The organism is Streptomyces sp. NPDC006283 (assembly GCF_040613325.1).
GTDB lineage: Bacteria > Actinomycetota > Actinomycetes > Streptomycetales > Streptomycetaceae > Streptomyces.
This window is the reverse complement of sequence record NZ_JBEXRZ010000106.1, coordinates 1-23,682: the sequence shown is the minus strand read 5'-3', so window position 1 is coordinate 23,682 and position 23,682 is coordinate 1. Positions and strand designations below refer to the sequence as shown.

General features: G+C 70.5%; 16 protein-coding genes, 1 pseudogene and 1 riboswitch. Of the genes and pseudogenes, 8 read left to right on the top strand and 9 right to left on the bottom strand.

Annotated elements, in window-relative coordinates:
• The 5 genes and pseudogenes from ABZ070_RS21740 to ABZ070_RS21720 all read right to left on the bottom strand — a co-directional run.
• Positions 1-1,967, bottom strand: a 1,967-nt coding sequence (locus ABZ070_RS21740; RefSeq protein ID WP_356636267.1) for an FUSC family protein, incomplete at its 3' end; no start/stop codon positions are given.
• A gap of 547 nt (positions 1,968-2,514) precedes the next feature.
• Entirely contained in the window at positions 2,515-3,663 is a 1,149-nt protein-coding gene (locus ABZ070_RS21735; RefSeq protein WP_356636265.1) for an endonuclease/exonuclease/phosphatase family protein, read from the bottom strand.
• Between the two features lie 251 nt (positions 3,664-3,914).
• A pseudogene (locus ABZ070_RS21730) lies at positions 3,915-4,462 on the bottom strand (DUF1707 domain-containing protein).
• Between the two features lie 117 nt (positions 4,463-4,579).
• Complete coding sequence (locus ABZ070_RS21725; RefSeq protein ID WP_356636263.1) at positions 4,580-6,253, bottom strand: hypothetical protein; 1,674 nt, start codon at positions 6,251-6,253, stop codon at positions 4,580-4,582.
• A gap of 293 nt (positions 6,254-6,546) precedes the next feature.
• On the bottom strand, positions 6,547-7,965 hold the full coding sequence (locus tag ABZ070_RS21720) for a short-chain fatty acyl-CoA regulator family protein (protein ID WP_356636261.1): 1,419 nt from the start codon (positions 7,963-7,965) through the stop codon (positions 6,547-6,549).
• A gap of 365 nt (positions 7,966-8,330) precedes the next feature.
• On the opposite strand from ABZ070_RS21720, the gene aceA reads away from it, so the two are divergent.
• The 5 genes from aceA to ABZ070_RS21695 all read left to right on the top strand — a co-directional run bounded on the left by aceA (position 8,331) and on the right by ABZ070_RS21695 (position 16,289).
• Positions 8,331-9,620 carry an isocitrate lyase gene (gene aceA, locus ABZ070_RS21715; protein WP_356636259.1) on the top strand — a complete coding sequence of 430 codons (1,290 nt, stop codon included), beginning with the start codon at positions 8,331-8,333 and terminating at the stop codon, positions 9,618-9,620.
• A 132-nt stretch (positions 9,621-9,752) separates the two neighbouring features.
• Positions 9,753-11,348 (top strand): malate synthase A, encoded by a 1,596-nt coding sequence (gene aceB / locus ABZ070_RS21710; RefSeq protein WP_356636257.1) that lies wholly within the window; start codon positions 9,753-9,755, stop codon positions 11,346-11,348.
• Complete coding sequence (locus ABZ070_RS21705) at positions 11,345-12,214, top strand: 3-hydroxybutyryl-CoA dehydrogenase (RefSeq protein ID WP_356636255.1); 870 nt, start codon at positions 11,345-11,347, stop codon at positions 12,212-12,214. The genes aceB and ABZ070_RS21705 overlap by 4 nt, the downstream gene beginning before the upstream one ends.
• A 171-nt stretch (positions 12,215-12,385) precedes the next feature.
• A riboswitch (cobalamin riboswitch) is annotated at positions 12,386-12,602 on the top strand.
• Between the two features lie 161 nt (positions 12,603-12,763).
• Positions 12,764-15,043, top strand: coding sequence for a 5-methyltetrahydropteroyltriglutamate--homocysteine S-methyltransferase (metE, locus tag ABZ070_RS21700; protein ID WP_356636253.1), 2,280 nt, complete (start codon positions 12,764-12,766; stop codon positions 15,041-15,043).
• Between the two features lie 280 nt (positions 15,044-15,323).
• Positions 15,324-16,289 (top strand): Ku protein, encoded by a 966-nt coding sequence (locus ABZ070_RS21695; RefSeq protein WP_356636251.1) that lies wholly within the window; start codon positions 15,324-15,326, stop codon positions 16,287-16,289.
• Positions 16,290-16,328: 39 nt separating this feature from the next.
• Here ABZ070_RS21695 and ABZ070_RS21690 read toward each other — a convergent pair whose 3' ends face one another.
• The 4 genes from ABZ070_RS21690 to nsrR form a co-directional block, all read right to left on the bottom strand.
• Positions 16,329-16,775 carry an SRPBCC family protein gene (locus ABZ070_RS21690; RefSeq protein WP_356636249.1) on the bottom strand — a complete coding sequence of 149 codons (447 nt, stop codon included), beginning with the start codon at positions 16,773-16,775 and terminating at the stop codon, positions 16,329-16,331.
• A gap of 321 nt (positions 16,776-17,096) precedes the next feature.
• Entirely contained in the window at positions 17,097-17,525 is a 429-nt protein-coding gene (locus ABZ070_RS21685) for a hypothetical protein (protein WP_356636247.1), read from the bottom strand.
• A 126-nt stretch (positions 17,526-17,651) separates the two neighbouring features.
• Entirely contained in the window at positions 17,652-18,845 is a 1,194-nt protein-coding gene (locus tag ABZ070_RS21680) for a globin domain-containing protein (RefSeq protein WP_356636245.1), read from the bottom strand.
• 82 nt (positions 18,846-18,927) lie between these two features.
• On the bottom strand, positions 18,928-19,368 hold the full coding sequence (nsrR, locus tag ABZ070_RS21675; RefSeq protein WP_356636243.1) for a nitric oxide-sensing transcriptional repressor NsrR: 441 nt from the start codon (positions 19,366-19,368) through the stop codon (positions 18,928-18,930).
• A 736-nt stretch (positions 19,369-20,104) separates the two neighbouring features.
• Here nsrR and ABZ070_RS21670 point away from each other — a divergent pair.
• The 3 genes from ABZ070_RS21670 to ABZ070_RS21660 form a co-directional block, all read left to right on the top strand.
• Positions 20,105-20,974 carry an arpA protein gene (locus ABZ070_RS21670; protein WP_356636241.1) on the top strand — a complete coding sequence of 290 codons (870 nt, stop codon included), beginning with the start codon at positions 20,105-20,107 and terminating at the stop codon, positions 20,972-20,974.
• 61 nt (positions 20,975-21,035) lie between these two features.
• On the top strand, positions 21,036-21,881 hold the full coding sequence (locus ABZ070_RS21665) for a class I SAM-dependent methyltransferase (protein ID WP_356636239.1): 846 nt from the start codon (positions 21,036-21,038) through the stop codon (positions 21,879-21,881).
• Positions 21,882-21,901: 20 nt separating this feature from the next.
• On the top strand, positions 21,902-23,682 hold a 1,781-nt coding region (locus tag ABZ070_RS21660; protein WP_356636238.1), incomplete at its 3' end, for a choline/carnitine O-acyltransferase.

The following is a 23,682-nucleotide window of genomic DNA, read 5'->3' as shown; positions in this document are numbered from 1 at the left end:
GACGCGACGAACTTGGCGGGGATTGCGAAGACCGCCACATCGGGCTCGCCCGGAACATCCATCACGCTCTTGTACGCCTTACGGCCGAGTATGTCGTCGGCCCCGAGCGCCGACCGGTCGAAGCGCGGCAGCCAGTGCGCGCCGATCAGGACGTGGTGCGCGGTGAGGAGCACGGCGTGCCAGTCCCCGGAGGCGCCGCCGGTGTCGACGGGCTCGCTGCGGTGCTGCGCGAACGCGGCCTCGGCCAGGTACCACCGGTGGAGGGCCAGACCGGTCGCCTCGGCGGGGACCTGCGCCGGCCGGTCGGCGAGCACCGCGGAGACCGTGGCCGGGACCAGGGGCGCGGTGTCCCGCAGCAGCGCGGCCATGCTGCGGCGCACCTCGTGCCGTGCGCCGGCCGGCCAGGCGAGCAGACCGCACAGCAGGCCGATCGCGCTGCCGGTCAGCACGTCCAGCATCCGCACCTCCGCGATCTGCCACGAAGCGGGAGCGAGTTGGGCGAACGCGGAGGACACCACGAGGGTGAACAGCCCCTGCGCCCAGGCGACCCCGCACAGCGGCCCGAGCGAGAACGCGGCCAGCATCGCGGGCGCGAGCACCACCGCGTACGTGCGGGGATCGTGGCCGACGGCGTAGAGCAGTGCCCCTGCGGCGAGCGCACCGAGCAGCGTGCCGATGAGGGCCCCGCGGACCGCGGTCCATGTGGCGCCCGCTGTCGTACGGCCCAGAGTCAGCACGGCGAGCAGGACCCAGAAGCCGTGCGCCAGATCGAGCGAGCCCGCGACCAGGCGCGCGGCGCCGAGGCCGGCCGCGATGCGGATGGCGTTCTGGAAGGCGACGGACCGCAGGGTCGCGTTCCCCGCCAGCCGGCGCGCCCACAGCCGGAACGTGGAGGTGTCGGCGTACCAGAACAGCTCACGCGGTGGGATCGGCGGCGTGCGTCTCCCGTCGGCGCCGACCGCCGCGGCCACCTGTGCGATGCGTGCCGAACCGGCAATGGCCAGTACCCCCGACTGGGCCCGCAGCACCGATGTCGGCACCCCCGGCGGCGTGGCCGCTGCTCGCACCCGGTCGGCCTGGAAGGCGAGGATCGCCTCCTCGAGTGACCTGCCGGTACGGGCCCCGTTGCGTGAGCGCAACGACGCCGCCGTCCCTGCGCAGACCTCCGTGACCAGCCGCAGCAAGCCGGCGGATGCCGGGTCGATGCCCGCGCCGGGCCGGCCCGGCGGGTTCTCCACCAGGTCGGCCAGCTGGTTGAGCAGCCGCCTCGTGGCTGACCCCGCCTGCGAGAAGGCGCGATGGGAGCGGCCGGCGCCGGACGGACGTTCCACGGGGGGCAGCCGCGACGGGCGCAGCGCGACGCCCAAGGTGCGCAGGCGGTCTGCCTCTGCGGGATCGAGCCGCCCGCCGGCCGCCTCCGCGGCGGCGGACGACGCGGCGGACAGTGCGTCGGCGAGACGTGACCGGTACGACGCGGCGGCTGGGGACGGCATCAGGAAGAGTTCGCACAGCGCGAGCAGCAACGTGCCGATGGTCAGACCGACGATCCGTTGCCAGAGCGTTTCCGGGACGTACGGCGGGAAGCACGCCAGGATGTAGAACAGTTGCAGCCCCGGCGCCACCCCTGCCGGCCGCGTCCCGCCGACCCCCGCGAACGCGAGGACAAAACCCACGACCAGCATGCCGATCACGGCGGCGGCGGTGCTCACGGCCAGAGCTGTCCCGAGGGCGGCCAGGACGATCCCCATGGGCAGCGCTCGCAGGAAGACGGCGGCCCGCTGCCGCCCCGAGCCCGTCACGCGGGACAGAACGCCGAGCGCCACCGGCGCGAACAGCGCGTACAGGGCCATCTCGCGCTGGTGGAACACGTACACCAGCGGATAGAAACCGGCCGACGCGGCGAGCGTCACGCGCACCGCATGCTGCAGGGTCTCCGCGCGGTCCGGCACTGCCCGTCCTGCCGGCATCAGCGCACTCCTCTCCGCCGGAGACCGGCGAGACCGGCGACGCCGCCCCGACTCATGACGACGGCGGACGTGTGCCCCTTCTCCCATTCTCGGGACACTGTCCGTCCGCGCATCGCGGCATCGCCGGTCGGCGTCCCGGAGCAGCGGACTGCGCACCACGCACTGCGCATTGCGTCATCCCGCTCACGGCCCGGGATGGGCGCAGGTGCGCGACGGCGCCGGCACGCGCCCGCCAGGGGGGACACCGTATCCGCGCCGCCGTCTCACGGCATGCGCCTGCCTCCCGTGGGGAGCCGGGAGGGGGCGCGTCCCGCCCGGTCGTGCGGCAAGCCGCAGGCGAGGTGGGCACAGCATGCACCCGACAGGGCCATTGCGGTAGCCGCTGGGCAGAACTCCACCACCCGGCCCAGAGGGACTCGGGGCCGGGTGGTGGAGGGCCGGCGCAAGCGCCTGGTTTCCGAGCGGCGGGCCCATGGCGGAGGGATTGCCCCTGCGGCAGGCGTGGGGGGTGCCCCCGGCCGAAGGCCCGCTCCTGGGCGGGTGTCGCTCAACGCAGCCGGAGCACGCTCTTGACGCCGGCGTGGTCGGAGGGCCACAGACCTGACGGGGTGCGGTCGGCCTGCCTGTCGCCCACCAGCTTGCTCGCCAGTGCCGTGACTTTGCCGCGGTAGAGCACGTAGTCGATGCGCTGGGAGAGGGTGGAGGTGGGATTGCGCAGGTCGGCGGCCTGGCAGCAGGTGAACCCGGGGTCGCGGCCGCCGCCGGCGGTCCCGGCGTCGGTGACGCCGGGTTTGCGGCCGCGGGTGGCGGTCCAGGCGTCGGTGAATCCGGCGGCCAGGAGGCGGTTGTAGGTCTGGGTGTCGGTCCCCGGTTGGGCGCCGACGCCGCCGGCGGCCGAATTGAGATCGCCGAGCAGGACGGTCGGGAGTGCGGTGTTCAGCGGGCCGGCGAGCAACTCGTCGGCCTGTGCTTCCTGGACGGCGGGAGACGCGGGCTCCAGATGGGTGCTGACCACCCTTGCGGTGTGGCCGCGCACGGTGGCGTCGGCAGCGACCCAGCCGCGCCGGACCTGGATCGGCGGATTGGGCGGGCAGCCGAGCGCCGGGCGGCAGATGGGCAGGAAATTCTCGAACTGATCTGCCTGCGCGTTGGCCACGGAGAAGCTACGCGCGGGCAGGTCGGTGCGGGCCAGGAGCACGTCGCGGTCGGTGAGGCGGATGTCCTGCAGGCCGCTGGGCGTGGAACGCGGAGCCTCGAAGTCGCTGCCGACGACGACGGTGGCCACGGCCGCATAGTGCTTGCCCCTGGAGGAGAGCTCGTCGAGAAGGATCTGCAGGAAGTCGTACTCGACGTGGGTGGCGCTGCCCGGTCCGGCGGGGGTCTGGCTGCGCCACAGCACAGCTTCCTGCAGGCCCACGAGATGTGGGTCGCTGTCGGCGATCTCGTCGGCCAGCGCCTCGGCGCGCTCGGGAAAGTTCGTTGCCTGGACATTCGCGTACACCGCGGTCACCGCGGCGACGAGCGCCTGTGGGTTTCCGGCGGCGAGGACGGGGCCGAGGTCGGCCCCCAGGTAGAGGTTGCGGGTGAGGACCCGCAAATGGGCGGACGACGGCTCGGCGGCCGAGGCGGCGGTCAGGGAACCGGGTGCGAGCAGCAGGAGCGCACCCAGGGCGGCTGTGAACCAACGGCGGATCATTCGAGTGGACCTTTCGGGGAAAGGCAGGCGAAAGAATGCACCTTCGGCAACATCCAAAGCGGTCAGCGGGGATACGGCGATTCAGGCGTAGGCCGTGCGGCTGATGCTGCTCCAAGGCAGGGCGGCACCGCAGCCGGTGCCGAACGGGGCCGGCCCCAGGGATTCGCATGGGAATGGCCCCTACAGGCCGGGTGACAACAGCCGACACGCCAGTCCGCATCGACACGTCAGGAGCTACGTGCGCGCTGACGTCACCGTGAACGCCGCGCGTGGCGGATCTTCAGTCGTCCGAATCCCATGGTCCCGGAGATCCGGATCCTCGGCCCGCCGGGGCGGGAACGCCGACTGGCCTTGTAGAGCGGCTCCTTCCACCCGGCGTCAGATCCTCGACATCGACGATGGCGTCGCGAGGGACCGTGATCCTGGCCCTGCCGGTGCCGAGTGCCAACTCGATGTCGACCACCGGATGCTCGAAGACCGCCCGGGACAGGTCCAGATGCACCTTTCCCCATGCCGACTGGACCTTGAGGAACCGCGGAACCCGCCATGCGCCGTGCCGCACGATCCGTCCGCTGTGGGCGCCGATCGTGGACGTGGTGCCCGCCTTCTCCGGCGGGAGCGAGGCCAGAGCGGACGTGAGTTCGCCGTGCGTCGTGGCAGTGAGCGCCTGGTGGAGGCCTGCGTCCATCTCCTCGTGCGAGATGTGCCCTTCGGCGTACGCCTCCTGCAGGCGCTGCACTGCCGTGTCGCGGACGTCTTCGCTGAGCGGTGACGGCGGGTTTTCCGGCAGAGAGGTCACCGTCTCACTCTAGTGCCATGCCGGCGATGCGAGACCGCCAAGGCCCTTGCTGGCAGGGAGGTTTGACGGGCCCCGGATGGACCGTGGGGCACGTCTGCGGCCGCGGTTCACCGGTCGTCAGCAGCAGCCGCCTTCCGCCGCGCCCGCGACGGCTTCGAGACGGCAGAAGCAGGACGCCTTGACGGTGACGTCCGCCATTGCGGACGCGAGCTTCAGTTGCTGGGCCACGATCCGGGCTTCCGCCGTCTTGCCCAGGCGCAGGAGACACTCGTGGAATCCGTGCAGCGCCCATACGTTGCCAGGGTGTTGTGAAGGACGCGGCAGCGTGTCGTCGAGGCCCAGGTCGGCCCGGTAGACGGCCTCCGCCTCTTCCACGCGTCCCTGTTCGAGAAGCAGGGCGCCGTATGCGTGCCGGGTGGGCTGCATCCATCCCCACGGCTCGTCGTAGGGAAGGCTGTCGTCGAGTGTGATCGACCGCTCGAGCGCGGCGAAGGCGGCGCCGTGGTTCCCCTTGCGGTACTCCAGTTCGCCGTCGAGCATCTCGGACGCGATCGCGAGGATGTCGGCGCAGGTGTTGTTGAACAGCATGCGTGACTCGGGTACGCGCGAGACGGCCTGACGGAAGAGTTCGCGTTCCGTCTCCGCCTCGGCAATCCGGCCGGTCGCCGAGAAGGCGACGCCGCGGGCGTAATGGAGCATCGCCGTCGTCGCGCAGTACAGCTCCGGGTCCGCAGGCAGCGGCAGTTCCAGGATGTCGGACCAGCGGCCGAAGCGGATGAGCACGTGCACCCGCATGGCGAGGAAACCCTCCAGCCAGTCGGCCATGGGCGGACTCTGCACCCTCAGCAGTTCCTCGGGGATGGAGGCTTCGAGCTGTGCGGCGGTCTCCAGGGCGGTCGCCGACTGGCCGAGGAACATCGCGCCGTAGATCTTGAAGTGGTAGTTGTGCGATCGGTACAGGGTGTAGAAGTTCATCGCGCCGGCCCGCGCGTAGTACTTCTCGTCGGCGGCGATCGCGGTGGTGTTGTCCGACACGACCCGCCGGTAGTCGCCGCAGAGCACCTCCAGGTGTGTGGGCATGTGCTGCAGGTGCCCGGCGTCGGGCACGAGGCCGCGGAGCCGGTCCGCGACGGGCAGCGCGGCCTCGGGGGTCGGGGACATCTCCATGAGGTGGATGTACATGTGCAGCAGGCCGGGGTGCGTCTTTCCGGCCCCGGTGCCGATCGCCCGCTCGAGGACCGCCTTGGCCTCCAGCGTGCGGGAGCCCTCCGCCGGCAGCCCGGTCCGCAGGTCCCACAGCTGCCAGGGCGTGAGGTTCATCTGTGCGTCGGCATGGAGTGTGGCGACATCGAGGTCGTCGGGAGCTAGTTCGTACACGGCGCGCATGCTGTCGGCGTAGGGCTCGTTCCACACCGAGCAGTCCTCGACCGCCTCCGCCTGCGGATACCGGTACCGCAACGCCTGGATCAGGGCCTGCTCGACGGGAGTGGCGCCGGCCGCCTTCTCGTGGGCGCGTTCGACGGCCGCGTGGGTGCGTTCGACGGTTCGGGCCAGGTCCTCGCCGTCGAAGAACTCCCAGGGCTTGTTGTAGTTCGGGCCGAGGGCGTAGGCGATGCCCCAGTAGGCCATCGCGCAGTCCGGATCCGCCGCGGCGGCGGCTTCGAAGCAGGAGACGGCCTCCTCGTGGTGGAAGCCGTACGACCAGAGCAGACCGCGGTCGAACCACATCTGGGCGGACGGGGAGGACGTCGTCACGGGGCGGGTGTGGGTGCCGAGGTCGTAGTAGTCCATCCGTCTCTCCTGAAGGTACGGTCCGGTCGGCCAGGGGGCGCCGGCGCGCCGCTCGGCCCGGCCGGGCATGTGACGCGCCGCGACCGGCACGCACTGTCCCAACGTGGTGAACGCCTCCGGGGACACCTGTAGCCGAGGGTAGAACCGATCTCGCCCGGCCGGGAATCGCACGCGTGCGGGCGGTTCTGCGGGGACGTCCGGCGGTGGCGGCCCGGCCTCGGCCCGGCCTGGGGACGGCCCGGTTTCAGCCCGCCGGCTCACGACTGTGGCGGGACCCGGAGTGGCGATCCCTGTCAGTCGATGTCTGCCCGTCCCCCGGCCACGGGGTAGGGGACGAAGGTGCTGCTGTTCTCGTCGATCGCCAGCCGGCGGTCCAGGGGCGGTACGGCCCGCTGGGGGCAGTCGGTGCGTTCGCAGAGGCGGCAGCCCATGCCGATGGGCACGGCGGAGGAAGCGCTGTCGAGGTCGAGGCCGTCGGAGTAGACGACGCGCGCAGCGTGCCGGACCTCGCAGCCGAGGCCGATAGCGAAGGTCTTGCCGGGCTCGCCCCAGCCGCCGCGGTGCCGAGTGACCGCGCGGGCGGTCCACAGGTAACGCTGCCCGTCCGGCATGGCGGCGACCTGGACGTGGATGCGGCCTGGCGCGGCGAACGCCTCGTACACGTTCCACAGCGGGCAGGTGCCGCCCGCGCGGGAGAAGTGGAACGCGGTGGCGGACTGCCGTTTGGACATGTTGCCCGCCCGGTCGACCCGGACGAAGGAGAAGGGCACGCCCCGCAGCCGGGGCCGCTGCAGCGTGCTGAGGCGGTGACAGATCGTCTCGTAGCCGAGTCCGAAGTGGTCGGTCAGCCGCTCGATGTCGTAGCGGAACTCCTCCGCTGCCGCATGGAAACGGCGGTAGGGCAGGATCAGCGCCGCGGCGAAGTAGTTGGCGATGCCGATCCGGGCCAGTCGCCAGGCCGCGGAGTCCGGCTCGAAGTCTTCCGAGGCCAGGGCGGAGACGCCGTCCGCGTATTCGATGAGTGCGAGCTGGGTGGCCATACGGAACGCCTGCTGGCCGGGGCGCAGGCGGCTGGAAAGGTGCAGGATCCGGGCTGTCGGATCGAAGTGGTGCAGGAGCCGGCCGGAGTCCGCGGCCAGCCGCACTCCGTGGCGCTCGGAAAGGCGCGCGGAGAGGGCGCGAACGACCTCACCGGGGCGTATGCCGATCTCGGTGGCGAAGCGTTCGGCGGCGAGGTCGATGTCGTTCAGGTAGTTCTGGCGCCGGTAGAAGAACTCGCGGATCTCCTCGTGCGCGGGACGGGGGAGTGCCCCCGTCTGCGGCCCCCGCCCCTCGGCGGTATCGGAGAGCTGTTCAGCGAGGTGCTGGTTCCTCCGGCCGAGGTCCACCAGGACCGTCGCCACGGCGGGCATCCGGGAGGCCAGGTCCGACAGGTCGGAGGCGGACACCCGGCCCGCGGAGACCTCGCCGGTGAGAGCGTCTCGCAGATCGGCCACGAGGCGGCTGGTGTCGCGCTCGGAGAAGAAGCCCGGGTCGACGCCGAACGCCTCCGTGAGACGCAGCAGCACGGGCACAGTGAGCGGTCGGGAGTCGTGCTCCATCTGGTTCAGATAGCTCGGCGAGATGCCCAGGGCGCGGGCCAGGTCGGCCTGGCTCATGCGCCGCTCCTCCCGCAGCCGTCGCAGCCGCGCTCCCGCGTACGTCTTGCTCACCCGTGGCTCCTGTCCGGTCACGATCGTCGGCACTGCCCGCGATGGTAGCCATGCCGACCCCTTCTCGCGGCATTAACAGAATTGGCAAAATGGGGAAGAAAGATTCGCAGAAGTTGGCAATGTTCCCCGCTTGCTGGCACTGCGTGCCGATGCCACAGTCGAACTGCGGCCACGCCGGAATCCGTCGGGCGGAGCGGGACCGGGGCACGGCTCAACGCCCTGACGTCGGAGACCCCGACCCCTCCGGCCGACTCGGCAACATTGCTCGCATTGCCTACCCAGTGGAATCGGTCGGCCGCATTCTCCGACCAGTTCGGCACTCAGTGCCAGATATTCGCATCGTTTACGAGACTCCGGGAGACGGCATGGCACAGGCAGGGACGACGACAACAACGGCGCAGGAGCTGGCGCAGCGGTGGGCGACCGACCCCCGGTGGCAGGGGATCGAGCGCACCTACACCGCCGAGGACGTGGTCAGGCTCTCGGGCAGCGTCCGCGAAGAGGCCACCCTCGCCCGGCGCGGCGCCGAGCGGCTGTGGCGCCAGTTGCACGAGCGGGAGTACATCCACGCGCTCGGCGCACTGACCGGTGGACAGGCCGTGCAGCAGGTGAGGGCCGGGCTGCAGGCGATCTACCTGTCCGGATGGCAGGTCGCCGCCGACGCGAACCAGGCGGGCCACACCTACCCCGACCAGAGCCTGTACCCCGTCAACTCCGTCCCCCAGGTGGTCCGCAGGATCAACAACGCGCTGCTGCGCGCCGACCAGATCGCGACCGCCGAGGGCGACACGGACGCCATCGACTGGCTGGCGCCGATCGTCGCCGACGCCGAGGCCGGCTTCGGCGGCCCGCTCAACGCCTTCGAGCTGACCAAGGCCATGATCGCCGCCGGAGCCGCCGGCATCCACTACGAAGACCAGCTCGCCTCCGAGAAGAAGTGCGGCCACCTCGGCGGCAAGGTCCTCGTCCCGACCTCCCAGCACATCCGCACCCTCAACGCGGCCCGCCTCGCCGCCGACATCGCCGACGTCCCGACCGTCATCGTCGCCCGCACCGACGCACTGGCAGCGAACCTGCTCACCAGCGACGTCGACGAGCGCGACGCACGGTTCGTCACCGGCGAGCGCACCGCAGAGGGCTTCTACCGCGTCCAGAACGGCATGGCACCGGTCATCGCCCGCGGACTGGCCTACGCACCGTACGCCGACCTGATCTGGGTGGAGACCGGCACCCCGGACCTGGCACAGGCCCGGGAGTTCGCCGAGGCGATCCACGCGCAGCACCCGGACCAGATGCTGGCCTACAACTGCTCACCGTCCTTCAACTGGAAGGCCGCCTTGGACGACGACCAGATCGCCAAGTTCCAGCGCGAACTGGGCGCCATGGGATACCGCTTCCAGTTCATCACCCTGGCCGGCTTCCACTCGCTCAACCACGGCATGTTCGACCTGGCACGCGGCTACGCCGAGCACGGCATGACCGCCTACGTGGACCTGCAGGAGAAGGAGTTCGCAGCGCAGGCGCAGGGCTTCACCGCGGTCAAGCACCAGCGCGAGGTCGGCACCGGCTACTTCGACCTCGTCTCCACCGCGGTCAACCCGGCCTCCTCGACGACCGCCCTCGCCGGATCCACCGAGGAAGAGCAGTTCCACTGACACACCGTCGGGCGGCCGGCCGCAAGGCCGCCCCTCGTGCAATCCATCGCGTTCAGCCAACCCCGCGTCCAGATCAGGGGCCGGACGGCCGTCTCCGTCCGGTCCCCGACCGCTCCCGCTGAGGAGACCCGCATGTCCATCTCCGCTCCGACCAGCCGCGCTCGGGCACACGGCACACCGGAGGGTCACCGGCACGACGAGATCCTCACCCCTGAGGCCGTGGAGTTCGTCGGCCGACTCGTCGACGCCTTCGCGGACCGCCGCCTGAACATCCTCAAGGAGCGCGGTCGGGTGGCGGCCCGGCTGGCTTCCGGCTCGCCACTCGACTTCTCCATCGCCACCGCCCGGATCCGCGCGGACGACTCCTGGCAGGTCGTACCGCCGGCACCCGGCCTGACCGACCGCCGCGTCGAGATCACCGGACCACCGGACCGCGCGATGACGGTCAACGCCCTCAACTCGGGTGCGCAGGTGTGGATGGCGGACTTCGAGGATGCCACCGCGCCCACCTGGGACAACATTATCGGCGGCCAGCTGAACCTGCTGGACGCCATCGAGCGCAGAATCGACTTCACCACACCGGAGGGCAAGCACTACCGGCTCGGCGAGCAACTCGCGACCATCGTCGTCCGCCCGCGCGGCTGGCACCTGACAGAAGAACACCTGGAGATCGGCGGCCGTCCCGCGCCCGCTTCCCTGGTGGACTTCGGGCTCTACTTCTTCCACTGCGCCCAGCGGCAGATCGACGCCGGGTCCGGGCCGTACTTCTACCTGCCGAAGCTGGAGAGCCGCGACGAAGCGCGTCTGTGGAACGACGTCTTCGTCCTCGCCCAGGACCTCCTCGGCATACCCCGCGGCACGATTCGGGCCACCGTCCTGATCGAAACCATCACGGCGGCCGTCGCGATGGAGGAGATCCTGTACGAGCTGCGCGAGCACAGCGCAGGGCTCAACGCCGGCCGCTGGGACTACCTCTTCAGCCTCATCAAGACCTTCGGGCATCGCACCGACTTCCTGCTGCCCGACCGGGCGAAGGTCACCATGACCGCCCCCTTCATGCGCGCCTACACCGACCTTCTGGTGCGCACCTGCCACAAGCGCGGCGCCCACGCGATCGGCGGCATGGCCGCTCAGGTCCCCGGCAAGGACCCGGCCGCCCACCAGGCCGCCCTGGCCAAGGTGCGGCTGGACAAGGAACGCGAGGCCGAAGACGGCTTCGACGGCTCCTGGGTCGCCCACCCCGCGCTCGTCCCCGTCTGCCGCGAGGTCTTCGACGGGGTGCTCCACACCCGCCCGCATCAGATCGAACGCACCCGCGAGGACGTCGAGGTGACGGCGGCGCAGCTCCTGAGCGTTCGTCGCGTCAGTGCACCGCCGACACCGGAGGGCCTGCGGACCAACATCGCGGTCTCCCTGCGCTACTTCGCCGCATGGCTGCGCGGGCAAGGAGCCGTCGCCCTGGACGGACTCATGGAGGACGCCGCCACGGCCGAGATCGCCCGAGCCCAGATCTGGCAGTGGCTGCGGCACCGGGTCGTCGAACGCGCGACGGTCCTGGAACTGCTCGAGGACGAGCTCGCGTCCCTCGGCGCGGAATACCCGTGGGCCGCAGTCGACGAAGTGCGCGCGATCTTCGAACGGACCGCACTGGCAAGGGACCTGCCGGACTTCTTCACCACGGATGCCTACACCCGCCACCTCGTGCGCCGCCCGGAGGGACAGTCATGACCACAGCCATCCACCGGGTAGGGGTCGTCGGCGGCGGCCAGATGGGCGCGGGCATCGCCGAGGTGTGCGCCCGCGCCGGTCTGGACACCGTGGTCTGCGAGGCCGACTCCGTCGCCGCCCGCGCCGCGCGGGACCGGGTGGCCGTCTCGCTCGAACGAGCTGTAAAGCGCGGGAAGTTGGACGAAGTCGCCGCAGAGGACGCCCTGGCGCGGATGGTCTTCACCGGCAGCCTCCACGATCTGGCAGACCGCCGGCTCGTCATCGAAGCCGTCGTCGAGGACACCGAGGCGAAAACGGAGATCTTCGCCCGCCTGGACAAGGTCGTCGAGGACCCTGAGGCGATCCTCGCCAGCAACACCTCCTCCATCCCGGTGATGCGCCTGGGCATGGCCACCCGTCGTGCCGACCGTGTCATCGGACTGCACTTCTTCAACCCCGTCCCCGTGCTGCCGCTGGTCGAAATCGTCTCCTCGCTGCACACGACCCCGGAGACAGCCGCGGTCGTACGGGACTTCGCCACGCACACCCTGGGCAGGACGGTCGTCCACTCCCAGGACCGGGCCGGCTTCGTCGTCAACGCGCTGCTCGTCCCCTATCTCCTGTCGGCGATCCGGATGACCGAGTCCGGCTTCGCCACCGCCGCTGACGTCGACACGGGCATGGAGCTGGGCTGCGCGCACCCGATGGGGCCGCTCAAGCTGGCCGACCTGATCGGCCTGGACACGGTCGCCTCCATCGCGGAATCCCTCTACGAAGAGTTCAAGGAACCCCTGTACGCACCGCCGCCGCTGCTGCACCGCATGGTGGAGGCGGGGCTTCTCGGCCGCAAGAGCGGTCGCGGGTTCCACACGTACGACCGGGGCTGAGGGGTCCGGGTCCGCCGCGGGCTGAGGGGCCTGCGGCTGCTGTGGAGAGGGGCGCGGAACAGACTGGTGATCTGTTCCGCGCCCCTCACACGTTCGCCGACCGCACACATCCGTGTGTGACGTCACGTTCCGGAATGTGAAAAGCGATGCCCGGGAAGGCATCCGCCCTCTAACCTGGCATGTGCAGCTGGTTCGCCCTGCCCGCCAGGCAGGTGCGTCGTAAGAGGGAACCCGGTGGGAATCCGGGACTGCCCCGCAGCGGTGAGTGGGAACGACCGCCGTCATACGCACTGGATCCGGCCGGATCCGGGAAGCGACGGCCAGTAGGAATCTGCCTTGGCAGATGCGCCCGCGAGTCCGAAGACCTGCCCGTTGCCCGCACGCGACCGATCGCGTGCGGACATCCCGGTGACCTCGTGGGCGGGTCGGCGTGCATACCAGGTGGAGCACCGCGCCGTCGGCGCGCGTCCGGTCCGCCCGGTGGGTCATTCCTTCGCGTCCGTGTCCCGTCCCGGGATTCTCAGGAGTCATCTCGCGAAGGAGATTTCCGTGACAGCGAAGTCCGCAGCCGCGGCGGCACGGGCAACCGTGTACGGCTACCCCCGTCAGGGCCAAAGCCGTGAACTGAAGAAGGCCGTCGAGGGTTACTGGAAGGGACGCGTCAGCGCTGACGCCCTCCGGGAGACCGCGGCAGACCTTCGCCGCTCGAACTGGCAGCACTTGGCCGACGCCGGCGTCCACGAGGTGCCGACCGGTGATTTCTCGTACTACGACCACGTTCTGGACACCAGTGTCATGGTCGGCGCTGTCCCCGAACGGCACCGCGCGTCGGTCCACGCCGACGCCCTGGACGGCTACTTCGCGATGGCACGCGGCACCCAGGACGTCGCTCCGCTGGAAATGACCAAGTGGTTCGACACCAATTACCACTACCTGGTCCCCGAACTCGGCCCGGACGCCGTCTTCACCGCCGACTCCACCAAGCAGGTCGCCGAGCTGAAGGAAGCCCTCGCGCACGGACACACCCCACGTCCGGTCCTCGTCGGCCCGGTCACCTACCTCCTGCTGGCGAAGCCCGCTCCGGGTGTGGCCGCGGACTTCGAACCGCTCACCCTGCTCGACCGGCTCCTTCCCGTGTACGCCGAGGTGCTCGCCGACCTGCGGGCGGCAGGCAGCCCGGCCGAGCTGAATGCCGCAGCCCGCGCCTACCGCCATCTGGGAGCCGCCACCGACCGGCCGAAGCTGCTGATCGCCTCGTACTTCGGGCGGCTCGGCGACGCGCTGACCGTCCTGGCCAAGGCTCCGGTCGAGGGCCTCGCGCTCGACTTCACCGAATCGGGCAGCGCCAACCTCGACGACCTCGCCGCGGCCGGCGGGCTGCCCGGAAAGCGGCTGGTCGCGGGTGTCGTCAACGGGCGCAACATCTGGATCAACGACTACGAGCAGTCCCTCGCCACCCTCGGCACGCTCCTGGGCCTCGCCGACCGCGTGGACGTCTCCGCGTCCTGCTCGCTCCTGCACGTCCCGCTGGACGCCGCCGCCGAACGCGACATCGACCCGCAGATCGCCCGCTGGCTCGCTTTCGCACGGCAGAAGACGCAGGAGATCGTGGTCCTCGCGCGCGGTCTTGCCCAGGGCACCGACACCATTGCCGCGGAACTCGCCGCGAACCGTGCCGATCTGGCCTCCCGGGCCGGATCCGCGCTGACCAGTGATCCCGCGGTGCGGGCCCGCACCGCGGCCGTCACCGACGCCGACGGACGGCGCTCGCAGCCCTACGCCGAGCGGACCGTCGCCCAGCGCGCGCACCTGCGCCTGCCGCTCCTGCCCACGACGACCATCGGCTCGTTCCCGCAGACCTCCGAACTGCGCACCGCCCGGGCCGACCTGCGGACCGGCGGGATCGACATCGCAGGGTACGAGGAGCGGATCAAGGACGAGATCCGAGAGGTGCTCACCTTCCAGGAGAAGGTTGGCATCGACGTCCTTGTGCACGGCGAGCCCGAACGCAACGACATGGTGCAGTACTTCGCCGAACAGCTCACCGGATACCTCGCCACCCAGCACGGCTGGGTGCAGTCCTACGGAACCCGCTACGTCCGCCCGCCGATCCTGGCCGGCGACATCTCCCGCCCCGAGCCGATGACGGTGCGCTGGACCACCTACGCACAGTCGCTGACCGACCGCCCCGTCAAGGGCATGCTGACCGGCCCGGTCACCATGCTCGCCTGGTCCTTCGTCCGGGACGACCAACCGCTCCGCGAAACGGCACGCCAGGTCGCGCTCGCCCTGCGCGACGAGGTGAACGACCTCGAGGCCAACGGCACATCCGTCATCCAGGTCGACGAACCGGCCCTGCGCGAGACGCTGCCGCTGCGCGCCGCCGACCACGCCGACTATCTGGACTGGGCCACCGAGTCGTTCCGCCTCACCACCAGCGGCGTACGCCCGGACACCCAGATCCACACCCACATGTGCTACGCGGAATTCGGCGACATCGTTCAGGCCATCGACGACCTCGACGCCGACGTCATCAGCCTGGAAGCCGCTCGCTCCCACATGCAGGTCGCCCGCGAGCTGGCCGCCCACGGCTACCCCCGCGAGGCCGGGCCCGGCGTCTACGACATCCACTCGCCGCGTGTCCCGAGTGCCGAGGAGGCAGCGGCCCTCCTGCGCAAGGGGCTTGAGGCCATCCCGGCGGAACGGCTCTGGGTCAACCCCGATTGCGGCCTGAAGACCCGAGGCTGGCCCGAGACCCGTGCCTCCCTGGAGAACCTCGTCACGGCTGCCCGTGAGGTCCGCGCCGAGCTGGCCACCGGCAGCTCCTGATCCCCATGGGCCCGGGTCGGACATCACGGGTGTGTCCGACCCGGGCCGCACGGCGTACAGCTCGCCGAGGGGCTCGGGGACGCGCTGCGCGGCCTGCCCGAGCGGTACTCCGCACCGGGCCGCCTTTCAGACGACGGAGCAGCGCGTGTCACCCCGGGCGGCCGCAAACGGGCGGCCGCACGCTCGGCGTTCTACGGTGAGGGGTGTAATGAAGGGCCATGGCAGGTGACACCCGAACGGGTCCGGCCTGCCCTCTCGGGGCTGTACCGGAGGTCTCGTCATGCCCCGTCCCATCTGGTCCGGCGCCATCTCGTTCGGGCTGGTCACGATCCCGATCAAGGTCGTCAACGCGACCGAGAGCCACGACATCTCGTTCCGGCAGGTGCACCTCGAGGACATGGGCCGGATCCGCTACCGCAAGATCTGCGAGCTGGACGGAAAACAACTGTCCGACAACGAGATCATCAAGGGCTACGAGGTCGCGAAGGACCAGCTGGTCGCCATCACGGACGAGGACCTGGCGGACATGCCGCTGCCGACCGCGAAGGCGATCGACATCGTCGCGTTCGTGCCGGCGGAGTCGATCGACCCGGTACGGCTCGGGGACTCCTTCTACCTGCAGGCCGACGGCCAGGTCGCCGCCAAGCCCTACAAGCTGCTGCGCCAGGCTCTCGGTCGGAGTGCAAAGGTCGCGGTGGCCAAGTTCGCGCTCCGGGGCCGCGAGCGCCTCGGGCTGCTGCGCGTGAAGGAGGACGTGATCGTCCTGCATTCGATGCACTGGCCCGACGAGATCCGCTCGCCCGCCTTGCTGGCGCCGCCTGCCGTGGAGATCGGCGACTCGGAGGTCGACGGGGCGCTCGCGCTCATGGACGCAATGGGTCAGGACGACGTCTCCCACTACACCGACCGCTACCGCGAGGCGCTCGAGGAGGTCATCGCGGCCAAGGCGGAGGGCAAGCAGCCGGCCCCGTCCGCGGCGGAGCCGGAAGCGGGTGGGCAGGTCGTCGATCTGATGGCCGCGCTGAACGCCTCCGTGGCGCAGGCCCGCGAGTCCCGTGGCGAGGGCGAACACGCCACGGTGCACGAGATGCCGAAGCCCAAGAAGACGGCCAAGAAGACGGCTGCGAAGAAGACGCCCGCGAAGAAGACGCCCGCGAAGAAGACGGCTGCGAAGGAGACCGCGGCCCAGAAGACGGCCGCCAAGAAGACCGCCACCGCGCGGCGGAAGCCGCGTCGCGCGTCCTAGCGGGAGCGGGTCTCGACGACGCCCTCCGCTGCGATGCCCTCAAGCACGGGCGTCATGCTCGCTCACCGCGATCCGGGCCAGCTTCGTCAGCATCATGCCGTTGCGGATCGAGACGAGGTAGTCCACGGGGAGCCCGTGCATCCGGGTGCCGGGGCCCCGGAGGGGGTGCCAGTCGAGGGTGAAGAGCGTGTTCTCCCCCCAGGGGAGCAAGGTCATGGCGATGCGGGCCGCGCCGAAGGGGGCTGCCCGCGCTTCCAGTTCCAGGCGGCGCTGCGGTTCGCAGATCCGGACCACGCAGGTGTCGTCGAGCGTGATGGGCCCGGTGCCGACCCGGACTTTCAGGCGGGCGCCCACTTCCGGCCAGTGCGGGTCGGCCGCGAGGACCTGCTGGGTCCCTGTCACCCACTCCCCGTAGCGGTGGCCGTCGGACAACAGGCGCCAGACCTCGGGCGGTGAGCTCAGGATCAGTCGGCGGTTCCGGGCCACACCGGTCACGCTCCTTCCGCAGGATGGGGACGTGGGGAACTCATGGGCTCGGCGTCCAGCCTTGTGCCGATCGCCCCGCGTGCACAGTCCGACAGGGCCAGACGGGTCGATGGGCCTGCCGTCAGGAGCAGCTGTGAAGTGCCGGACAGTTGGCAATGGGTGGCATCACCCCTCGCGACGCAGCTCTACGGCGAAGGAGCCGTCCCTGCAAGGCACTACGGCGCGGGGGTGGCCGGCGCCGACCAGAGGTACCACTACGTGGGCAACCCCGCGCGCCCGCTCTGGGGACGGTGGGACCGATACGGAGGCGCGCAGTGATGTTCAGGTCATCAGCACGGTCGTGCCCAGCCCGAGCAGGGTCAGGACCTTGGCCACCTCGCAGGCCACGTAGAGCAGGTGCAGTCGGGAGCGGGGTACCTGTTCTCCTGCCAGCACCTGGTCCGACCGGCGGTTGAGGGCGGGCCGGACACCGGCGAGCTGGATCACCAGCACCGCGGCTGCCACGGCCGTCAAGACCACTACGGGCGCCGGCGGGTCGCCGACGGCGACCGCCGCGATCACGACAACGAGCAGCACGGTCTCCACCCGGTTGAGCGCGCGGAAGACAAGGCGGCCGATGCCCAGGCCGATCCGTACCGTCACCTCCGGGGCCCGGAACTTCAGCGGTGCCTCCAGGAAGGAGATGGCCAGCACCATCCCGAGCCAGACGAAGACAACCGCGGCGGCGACGGCCGCCGAAGTGGCGTTCATACGGTGTACCCCTCTCTGCGTGTGTCGTCCCTTGAGGGTGCGAACCGGTCACACGGACACGGCACGGCTCGCCGGTGGGGCCGTACCGTATCCGCGAGCGCTGCGCCCGACCTTGTCGTTCAGCTCCTACTGGCCCAGCCAGAGGTCCGGCCCGAAGACCTCGTAGTGGATCCTTTCCGCGGGCACACCGCGCCGCAGCAGGTCGCCGCGCACCGCCCGCATGAACGGCGTCGGCCCGCACAGGTAGGCGGTCAGGTCTGCCGGGAGTGCCAGGCCGCCCACATCGGCCTGGCCTGCCGCCGCCTCCGGTGCCTGGTCGCCCGGCACCTCGTACCACAGGTGGTGCCGGGCGTTCGGCAGCGCGCGCACCAGGGCGAGGTGCTCCTCCCGGTGCGCGTGGCCGGCGGGGGAGCGGTCGGCGTGGACCGCGATGACGCGGCGGTGGGAGCCGGTGGAGCCCAGGTGCCCGAGCATGGCCAGCATGGGCGTGTTGCCGATCCCCGCGGACGCCAGCAGCAGTGGGCCGTCGCTCTCCGCCAGGGTCAGGTCGCCGAACGGCGCCGACACGGTCAGCGAGTCGCCCGGCTGTGCGTGCTCGTGGAGCCAGGACGAGACCTCGCCGTCCGGCTTCGCCACGTCGCGGACGCGCTTGACGCTGATCCGCCAGAGCGGCTTGCCGGGAGCGGCGGAAAGGCTGTACTGACGAATCTGGCGAGCTCCGTCCGGGAGTTCCACCTGGACGCTGACGTACTGGCCCGGCCGGAAGGGCGCAGCCGGGCGACCGTCACCGGGCCGCAGGAGGAAGGAGACGACCTCGGGTGTCTCCTGGCGCCGCTCGGTGATCTCCATGCGCTGCCAGACCTCGCCCTCCGCGGCGCCGGCCTCCTGGTAGAGACGGGCCTCGATGGCGATCAGGGCGTTGGCCATGAGCCAGTAGACCTCGTCCCATGCTGCGGCGACCTCGCCGGTGACCGCGTCGCCGAGCACGTCGGCTATCGCCGCGAAGAGGTGCTTGTGGACGATCTTGTACTGGTCGGAGGTGATCCCCAGCGAGGCGTGCTTGTGCGCGATCCGGGCCAGCAATGCGTCGGGGCGGGCGTCCGGCTTGTCCAGCAGCAGGCCCGCGAACGCCGCGATGGAGCCGGCCAGTGCCTTCTGCTGCTCCCCGTTCGCCTGGTTGCCGCGGTTGAACAGGTCCCGCAGCAGTTCGGGGTGGGCGTCGAACAGCTTCCGGTAGAACAGCTCGGTGATGTCCTCGATGGCGGCTCCGACCGCCGGAAGGGTGGCCCGGACGACGGGGGCGGACTGCTCGGAGAGCACGGCGACTCCTAACTGGTAAATGATCTTCGCATTTTGATGTGTGTGCAAACCGCGCCTGAGGTGCAGAGGTGTGCGGGCTCGGCTACTGCGGCGGAGGGCCGGTCAGGCCGATCAGCACCGGCCCGGTGGGCGAGGTGACGAGGTCGGCGACGGTCAGCGGGTCGAGCGAGGCGTAGAACGCCTCCTGGGCGTCGCGCAGTGCGCGCCGCAGCCGGCAGGCCCCGCGCAGGGGGCACGGCGGGTCGTCGCAGGAGACGACCTCGCTCTCGCCTTCGAGCTCACGCACCAGCCAGCCCACCGAGGCGTGCCGGCCGAGGCCGGTCAGGGCGAGCCCTCCGCCGCGGCCGCGCCGCGCCTCGACCACGCCGAGGTGCTGCAGGCGGGTGATCGCCTTCGCCGCATGCGTATGCCGCACGTCCATGGCGTCGGCCACCTCGCGGGTGGTGAGTACCTCGCCATCGGCGCAGACCGCCAGGCGCATGACGGATCGCAGTGCCAGGTCGGTGAACTTTGTCAGTCGCACAGCCCGGACGCTAGCAAATACGAATGCAGCATTCCTATTTGAAAGTGCCCTTGGCTGTGTGGAGTGCGTCACGGGCCGGCGGCGGCTTCCCGCGCTTACCGGGCAGAGGGGCCTGCCATGCCGGCGCACGGGCCGGCCACGCCTTTGGACCACGGCCGACGGCACCCGTTGACGCGCCCCTGGCGGCGTCCTGAGCCATCGGACGGCACAGCGCTTCCGGGGGCGCCCGACGCATCCCTCCCGATCTGACCTGGCGATGCGTCAGAAAAGTCGGCAAGTGATCAGCGCGCGGGTGTCTGGTTCAGCTGCCCGGCGTGAGGCCCAGCGTGTTGAGCGCCCCGTGCGCGGCTGCGGGGACGTGAGGCCCCGGCCGCGACCCGTGGGGAAGCGGCCAAGAGGGTGAAGTGCCTCACGAGCAGCGCCTGTTACCTCGCGTACGTCTCGAACTCGGCGAACCGCGGATCGTCGGCTCCTCCGCGGCGCGGGGCGGTCGCTCGTTCCTCTCGGTGGGTGCCGCCGCCGGCGCGACGGCGTCGGAGCAACGGGGCATAGGGGGGCACCGAGGGCAGCGGCAACGCTCCGCCCCATGACACCCCCGGGTCCAGTGGGGCGTGTCACAGACAATCCGGCGGCACTGTGGGAGCTTCAACTCAGTTACTGGTTAGTTCAGTTACTGAAGAGCCGAGGTGGGGGCAGGACACCTCGGAACGGTCTGCCCGCACGTGGAGAGGATCGAGTGAGCTCTTTGGAAGCCGCAAAACTGGACCAGGTCGTCGACACCGCCCGCTACCCCCTGTCGGAACTCGACAGTGCCGAGGGCCGCGCCGTGGTGTCCCGTGCCCGGCGTGAACTGTCCGCCCTCGGCTGCACCGTGCTGACCGACTTCATCCGTCCGTCACTGCGCGACACGCTGAGCCGCGAGTGCTCGGCCATCGCGTCCCGGGCGCACTTCGACACCGAAACGGTCAACGTCTACAACATCGCGGTGGACGCGGAACTGCCGGACGACCACCCGGGCCGGAAGACCTTCGAGCGCGGCAACGCCTTCGTCGCCCGGGACCGCATCCCCGACGACGCCGTCATCAGCCGCCTCTACTCCGACGAACTGTTCCACCGCTTCGTCGCACTGTGCTTCGGACTTCCGGAGCTCTACGAACTCGCGGACCCGCTCTCCGGGCTCGTCCTCAACGTCGTCGCGCCGGGCAGGGAACACCCCTGGCACTTCGACACCAACGAGTACACGGTCAGCATGCTCACCCAACAGGCCGAGACCGGCGGTGACTTCGAGTACTGCCCGGGGATCCGGTCCGCGCACGAGGAGAGCTTCGACGACGTCCGGGACGTGCTCGAAGGCCGGGGCGGGACACTCGTCCGCAGCCTCCCCCTGCAACCGGGTGACCTGCAGCTGTTCAAGGGCCGCTACTCGCTGCACCGGGTCAGCCCCGTCCGGGGCGGCGTCGCACGCCACTCCGCGATCTTCGCCTACAGCGAGCGCCCCGGCGTCGTCGGCAGCGTGGCCCGCACCCGGCAGCTCTTCGGCCGCGTACTGCCCGAGCATCTGGCGGCCGAGGGCCGGGCCGTCCGAGGCGACGCGCTGCTGGACTGACCGACCCACCGACCGGCACAGCCGCCGCCCCCCACTCTGCGATCGACGAGGAGTAAGCCCTGTGCGTTTCGACGCGACCGGGAAAGTCACGCTCGACCACATCTACACACAGCCCGATCCCCGGGCCTACTTCCGCCTGCTGCGCCCCCTCGACTACTGCGTTCCACAGCAGGCGAAACCCTACTTCGCGAAACTCGTGAAGGAGTATCGGGAAGCTCGGCACGTCACCGTGCCCCACATCGTGGACATCGGCTGCTCGTACGGAATCAACGCTGCGCTGCTCAAGTACGACGTGACCATGGACGAGCTCTACGCCCGCTACGCCGACGAGGACCTCGACGGGAAGAGCCGCGAAGCCCTGCTCGCCCGCGACCGGAAGCTGTCCCGCTCGCATCAGCCCGCCCAGCGCATCCGTGTCACCGGCCTCGACACCTCCCACCACGCACTGTCCTACGCGCACGAGGCCGGGTTCCTCGACGACGCGGTGCACGCCGACCTGGAGGCCAACGAGCCCACGCTGCGACAGCGCGCCCAGCTCGCGGGGGCGGACCTGGTGATCTCGACCGGCTGCCTCGGCTACGTCACCGAGCGGACACTCGTACGGATCGTCGAGGCGCAGGGCCCCCGACGGCCCTGGATGGCGCACTTCGTGCTGCGGATGTTCCCCTTCGACCCCGTGGAGCAGGCACTGGGAGGACTGGGCTACCGCACCATCCGCGTCGACGAGGTGTTCAAACAGCGCCGTTTCGCCTCCCCGCAGGAACAGGCGCTCGTGCTCGGGAGCATGTCGGACGCCGGAGTGGATGCGAGGGGCCTCGAAGCGGAAGGCTGGCTCTACGCACAGCTCTATCTTTCCCGCCCGCACGACACCCCAGGTATCGACGATCCGAATCGAGAGCAGAATTGAAGACCAGTCAGGACGCAGCGGTGAACGCGACCTTCGCCCGGGAGGCCGACCTGCCGCGGGTGCCGTTGCCCACCCTGGAAGCCAGCTGCGAGAAGTTCCTCGCCTGGTGCGCGCCGCTGCTGACGCCGGACGAGCGGGCGGCGACCGAGGCAGAGGTGGCCGCCTTCCTGCGACCCGGTGGCCCCGGCCGGGTCCTGCACGCGGCGCTGGAGGAGTACGACGCCACGGAGGGTGTGCACAGCTGGCTCGACACCTTCTGGCCCTACCGCTACCTGGGCCGCCGGGACCGGATCGCTCTGAACGCCAACTTCTTCTTCTTGTTCAGGGACACGGGCCGCCCCCAGGTGGAGCGGGCGGCCGGACTCATCGCCGGGGCCCTCGACCACAAGCGGCAGCTCGACGACGGGCTCATCGCGCCAGTGGTGCAGCGCGGAGCACCCCAGTCGATGGTGCAGAACAAGTTCCTGTTCTCCACCACCAGAATCCCCGGCGCGCAGCAGGACACCGTCCGCGCCCCGTACACCGACGCCTGGCCTGGTCCGTCCGACGCCCGTCACATCGTGGTGTTCTTCCGCGGCCGGATGTTCCGGCTCGACGTCATCGGTCCCGACGGCGTCCCGCACGCCCTGGACGAACTCGAGGCGGGGCTGCGCGCGGTGATGAAGGCGGGCGACGAGCCGGCCGGCGAGGACACCTCGGTGGGGCACCTGACCACCATGGCCCGCGCCGAATGGGCCGCCGCCCGGGCCTCTCTCGTCGCCTGCCACCCCGGTAACGCCGACGCGCTCGACACCGTCGAGACCGCACTGTTCTGCGTCTGTCTGGAGGACTTCGCACCGGAGAGCACTCAGGACGCCTGCGACCAGTTGCTGTACGGCGACCGCGGCAACCGGTGGTTCGACAAGGCCGTTTCGTTCGTCGTCTTCGCCGACGGGCGCGCCGGCATCAACGTCGAGCACTGCGAGCTGGACGGCACCACCATCCTCAGCTTCACCGACGCCCTGCTCACCAGCCCAGCCGAGGAGTTCTCACGCCGGTCCGGGGCCCGCTCCCAGGGACAGCCCGCACTGGAGCCGATCGTGTTCGCGCTCGACGACGCCCTGCGCACGCAGGTGCGCGCCGCCGCCGACGCATTCGCCGCGTACGGGCGGAACACCGCGACCGGCACCGTGTCCTTCGAGGACTTCGGCAGCAGTGCGGCCAAGGCGCTGGGGGTGTCGCCGGACGCGTTCGTCCAGGTCGCCTATCAGCTGGCCCACCAGCGGGCGAAGGGCCGGCTCGGTGCGACGTACGAATCGATCGCGACGCGGCAGTACCGGCACGGGCGGACGGAGGCGATGCGCGTCGTCACCCCGGAGATGCTCGCGTTCGTCGCCGCGATGGACGACCCGTCGACGGACACCACCCTCCGGCACTCCGCTTTCCGTGCCGCCGCCGACGCCCATGTGGCGCGTGCGAAGGAGAGCCAGGCCGGCCAGGTGCCCGAGCAGCACCTGTGGGAGCTGGAGCTGATCCAGCGCCGCCGGGGGGCGGAGCTCGGGGTCGACGAGCAGCCCTCCCTGTACCGAACGCCGGGCTGGCTGACGATGCGGGACGACTACCTGAGCACCAGCTCCGCGCCGTCGGCGAACATCCAGTTCTTCGGCTTCGGCTCCACGAGCAGCCGGTGCATCGGAGTCGCGTACGTGCTGTTGCCCGAGCGCTTCAACAGCATCCCGCTGATCATCACGAACATCGGCATCAGCAGCAGGTTGTGCGGCACCATCAGCGCGCCGAGCACGACCGCGAGGACCGGGCGTCT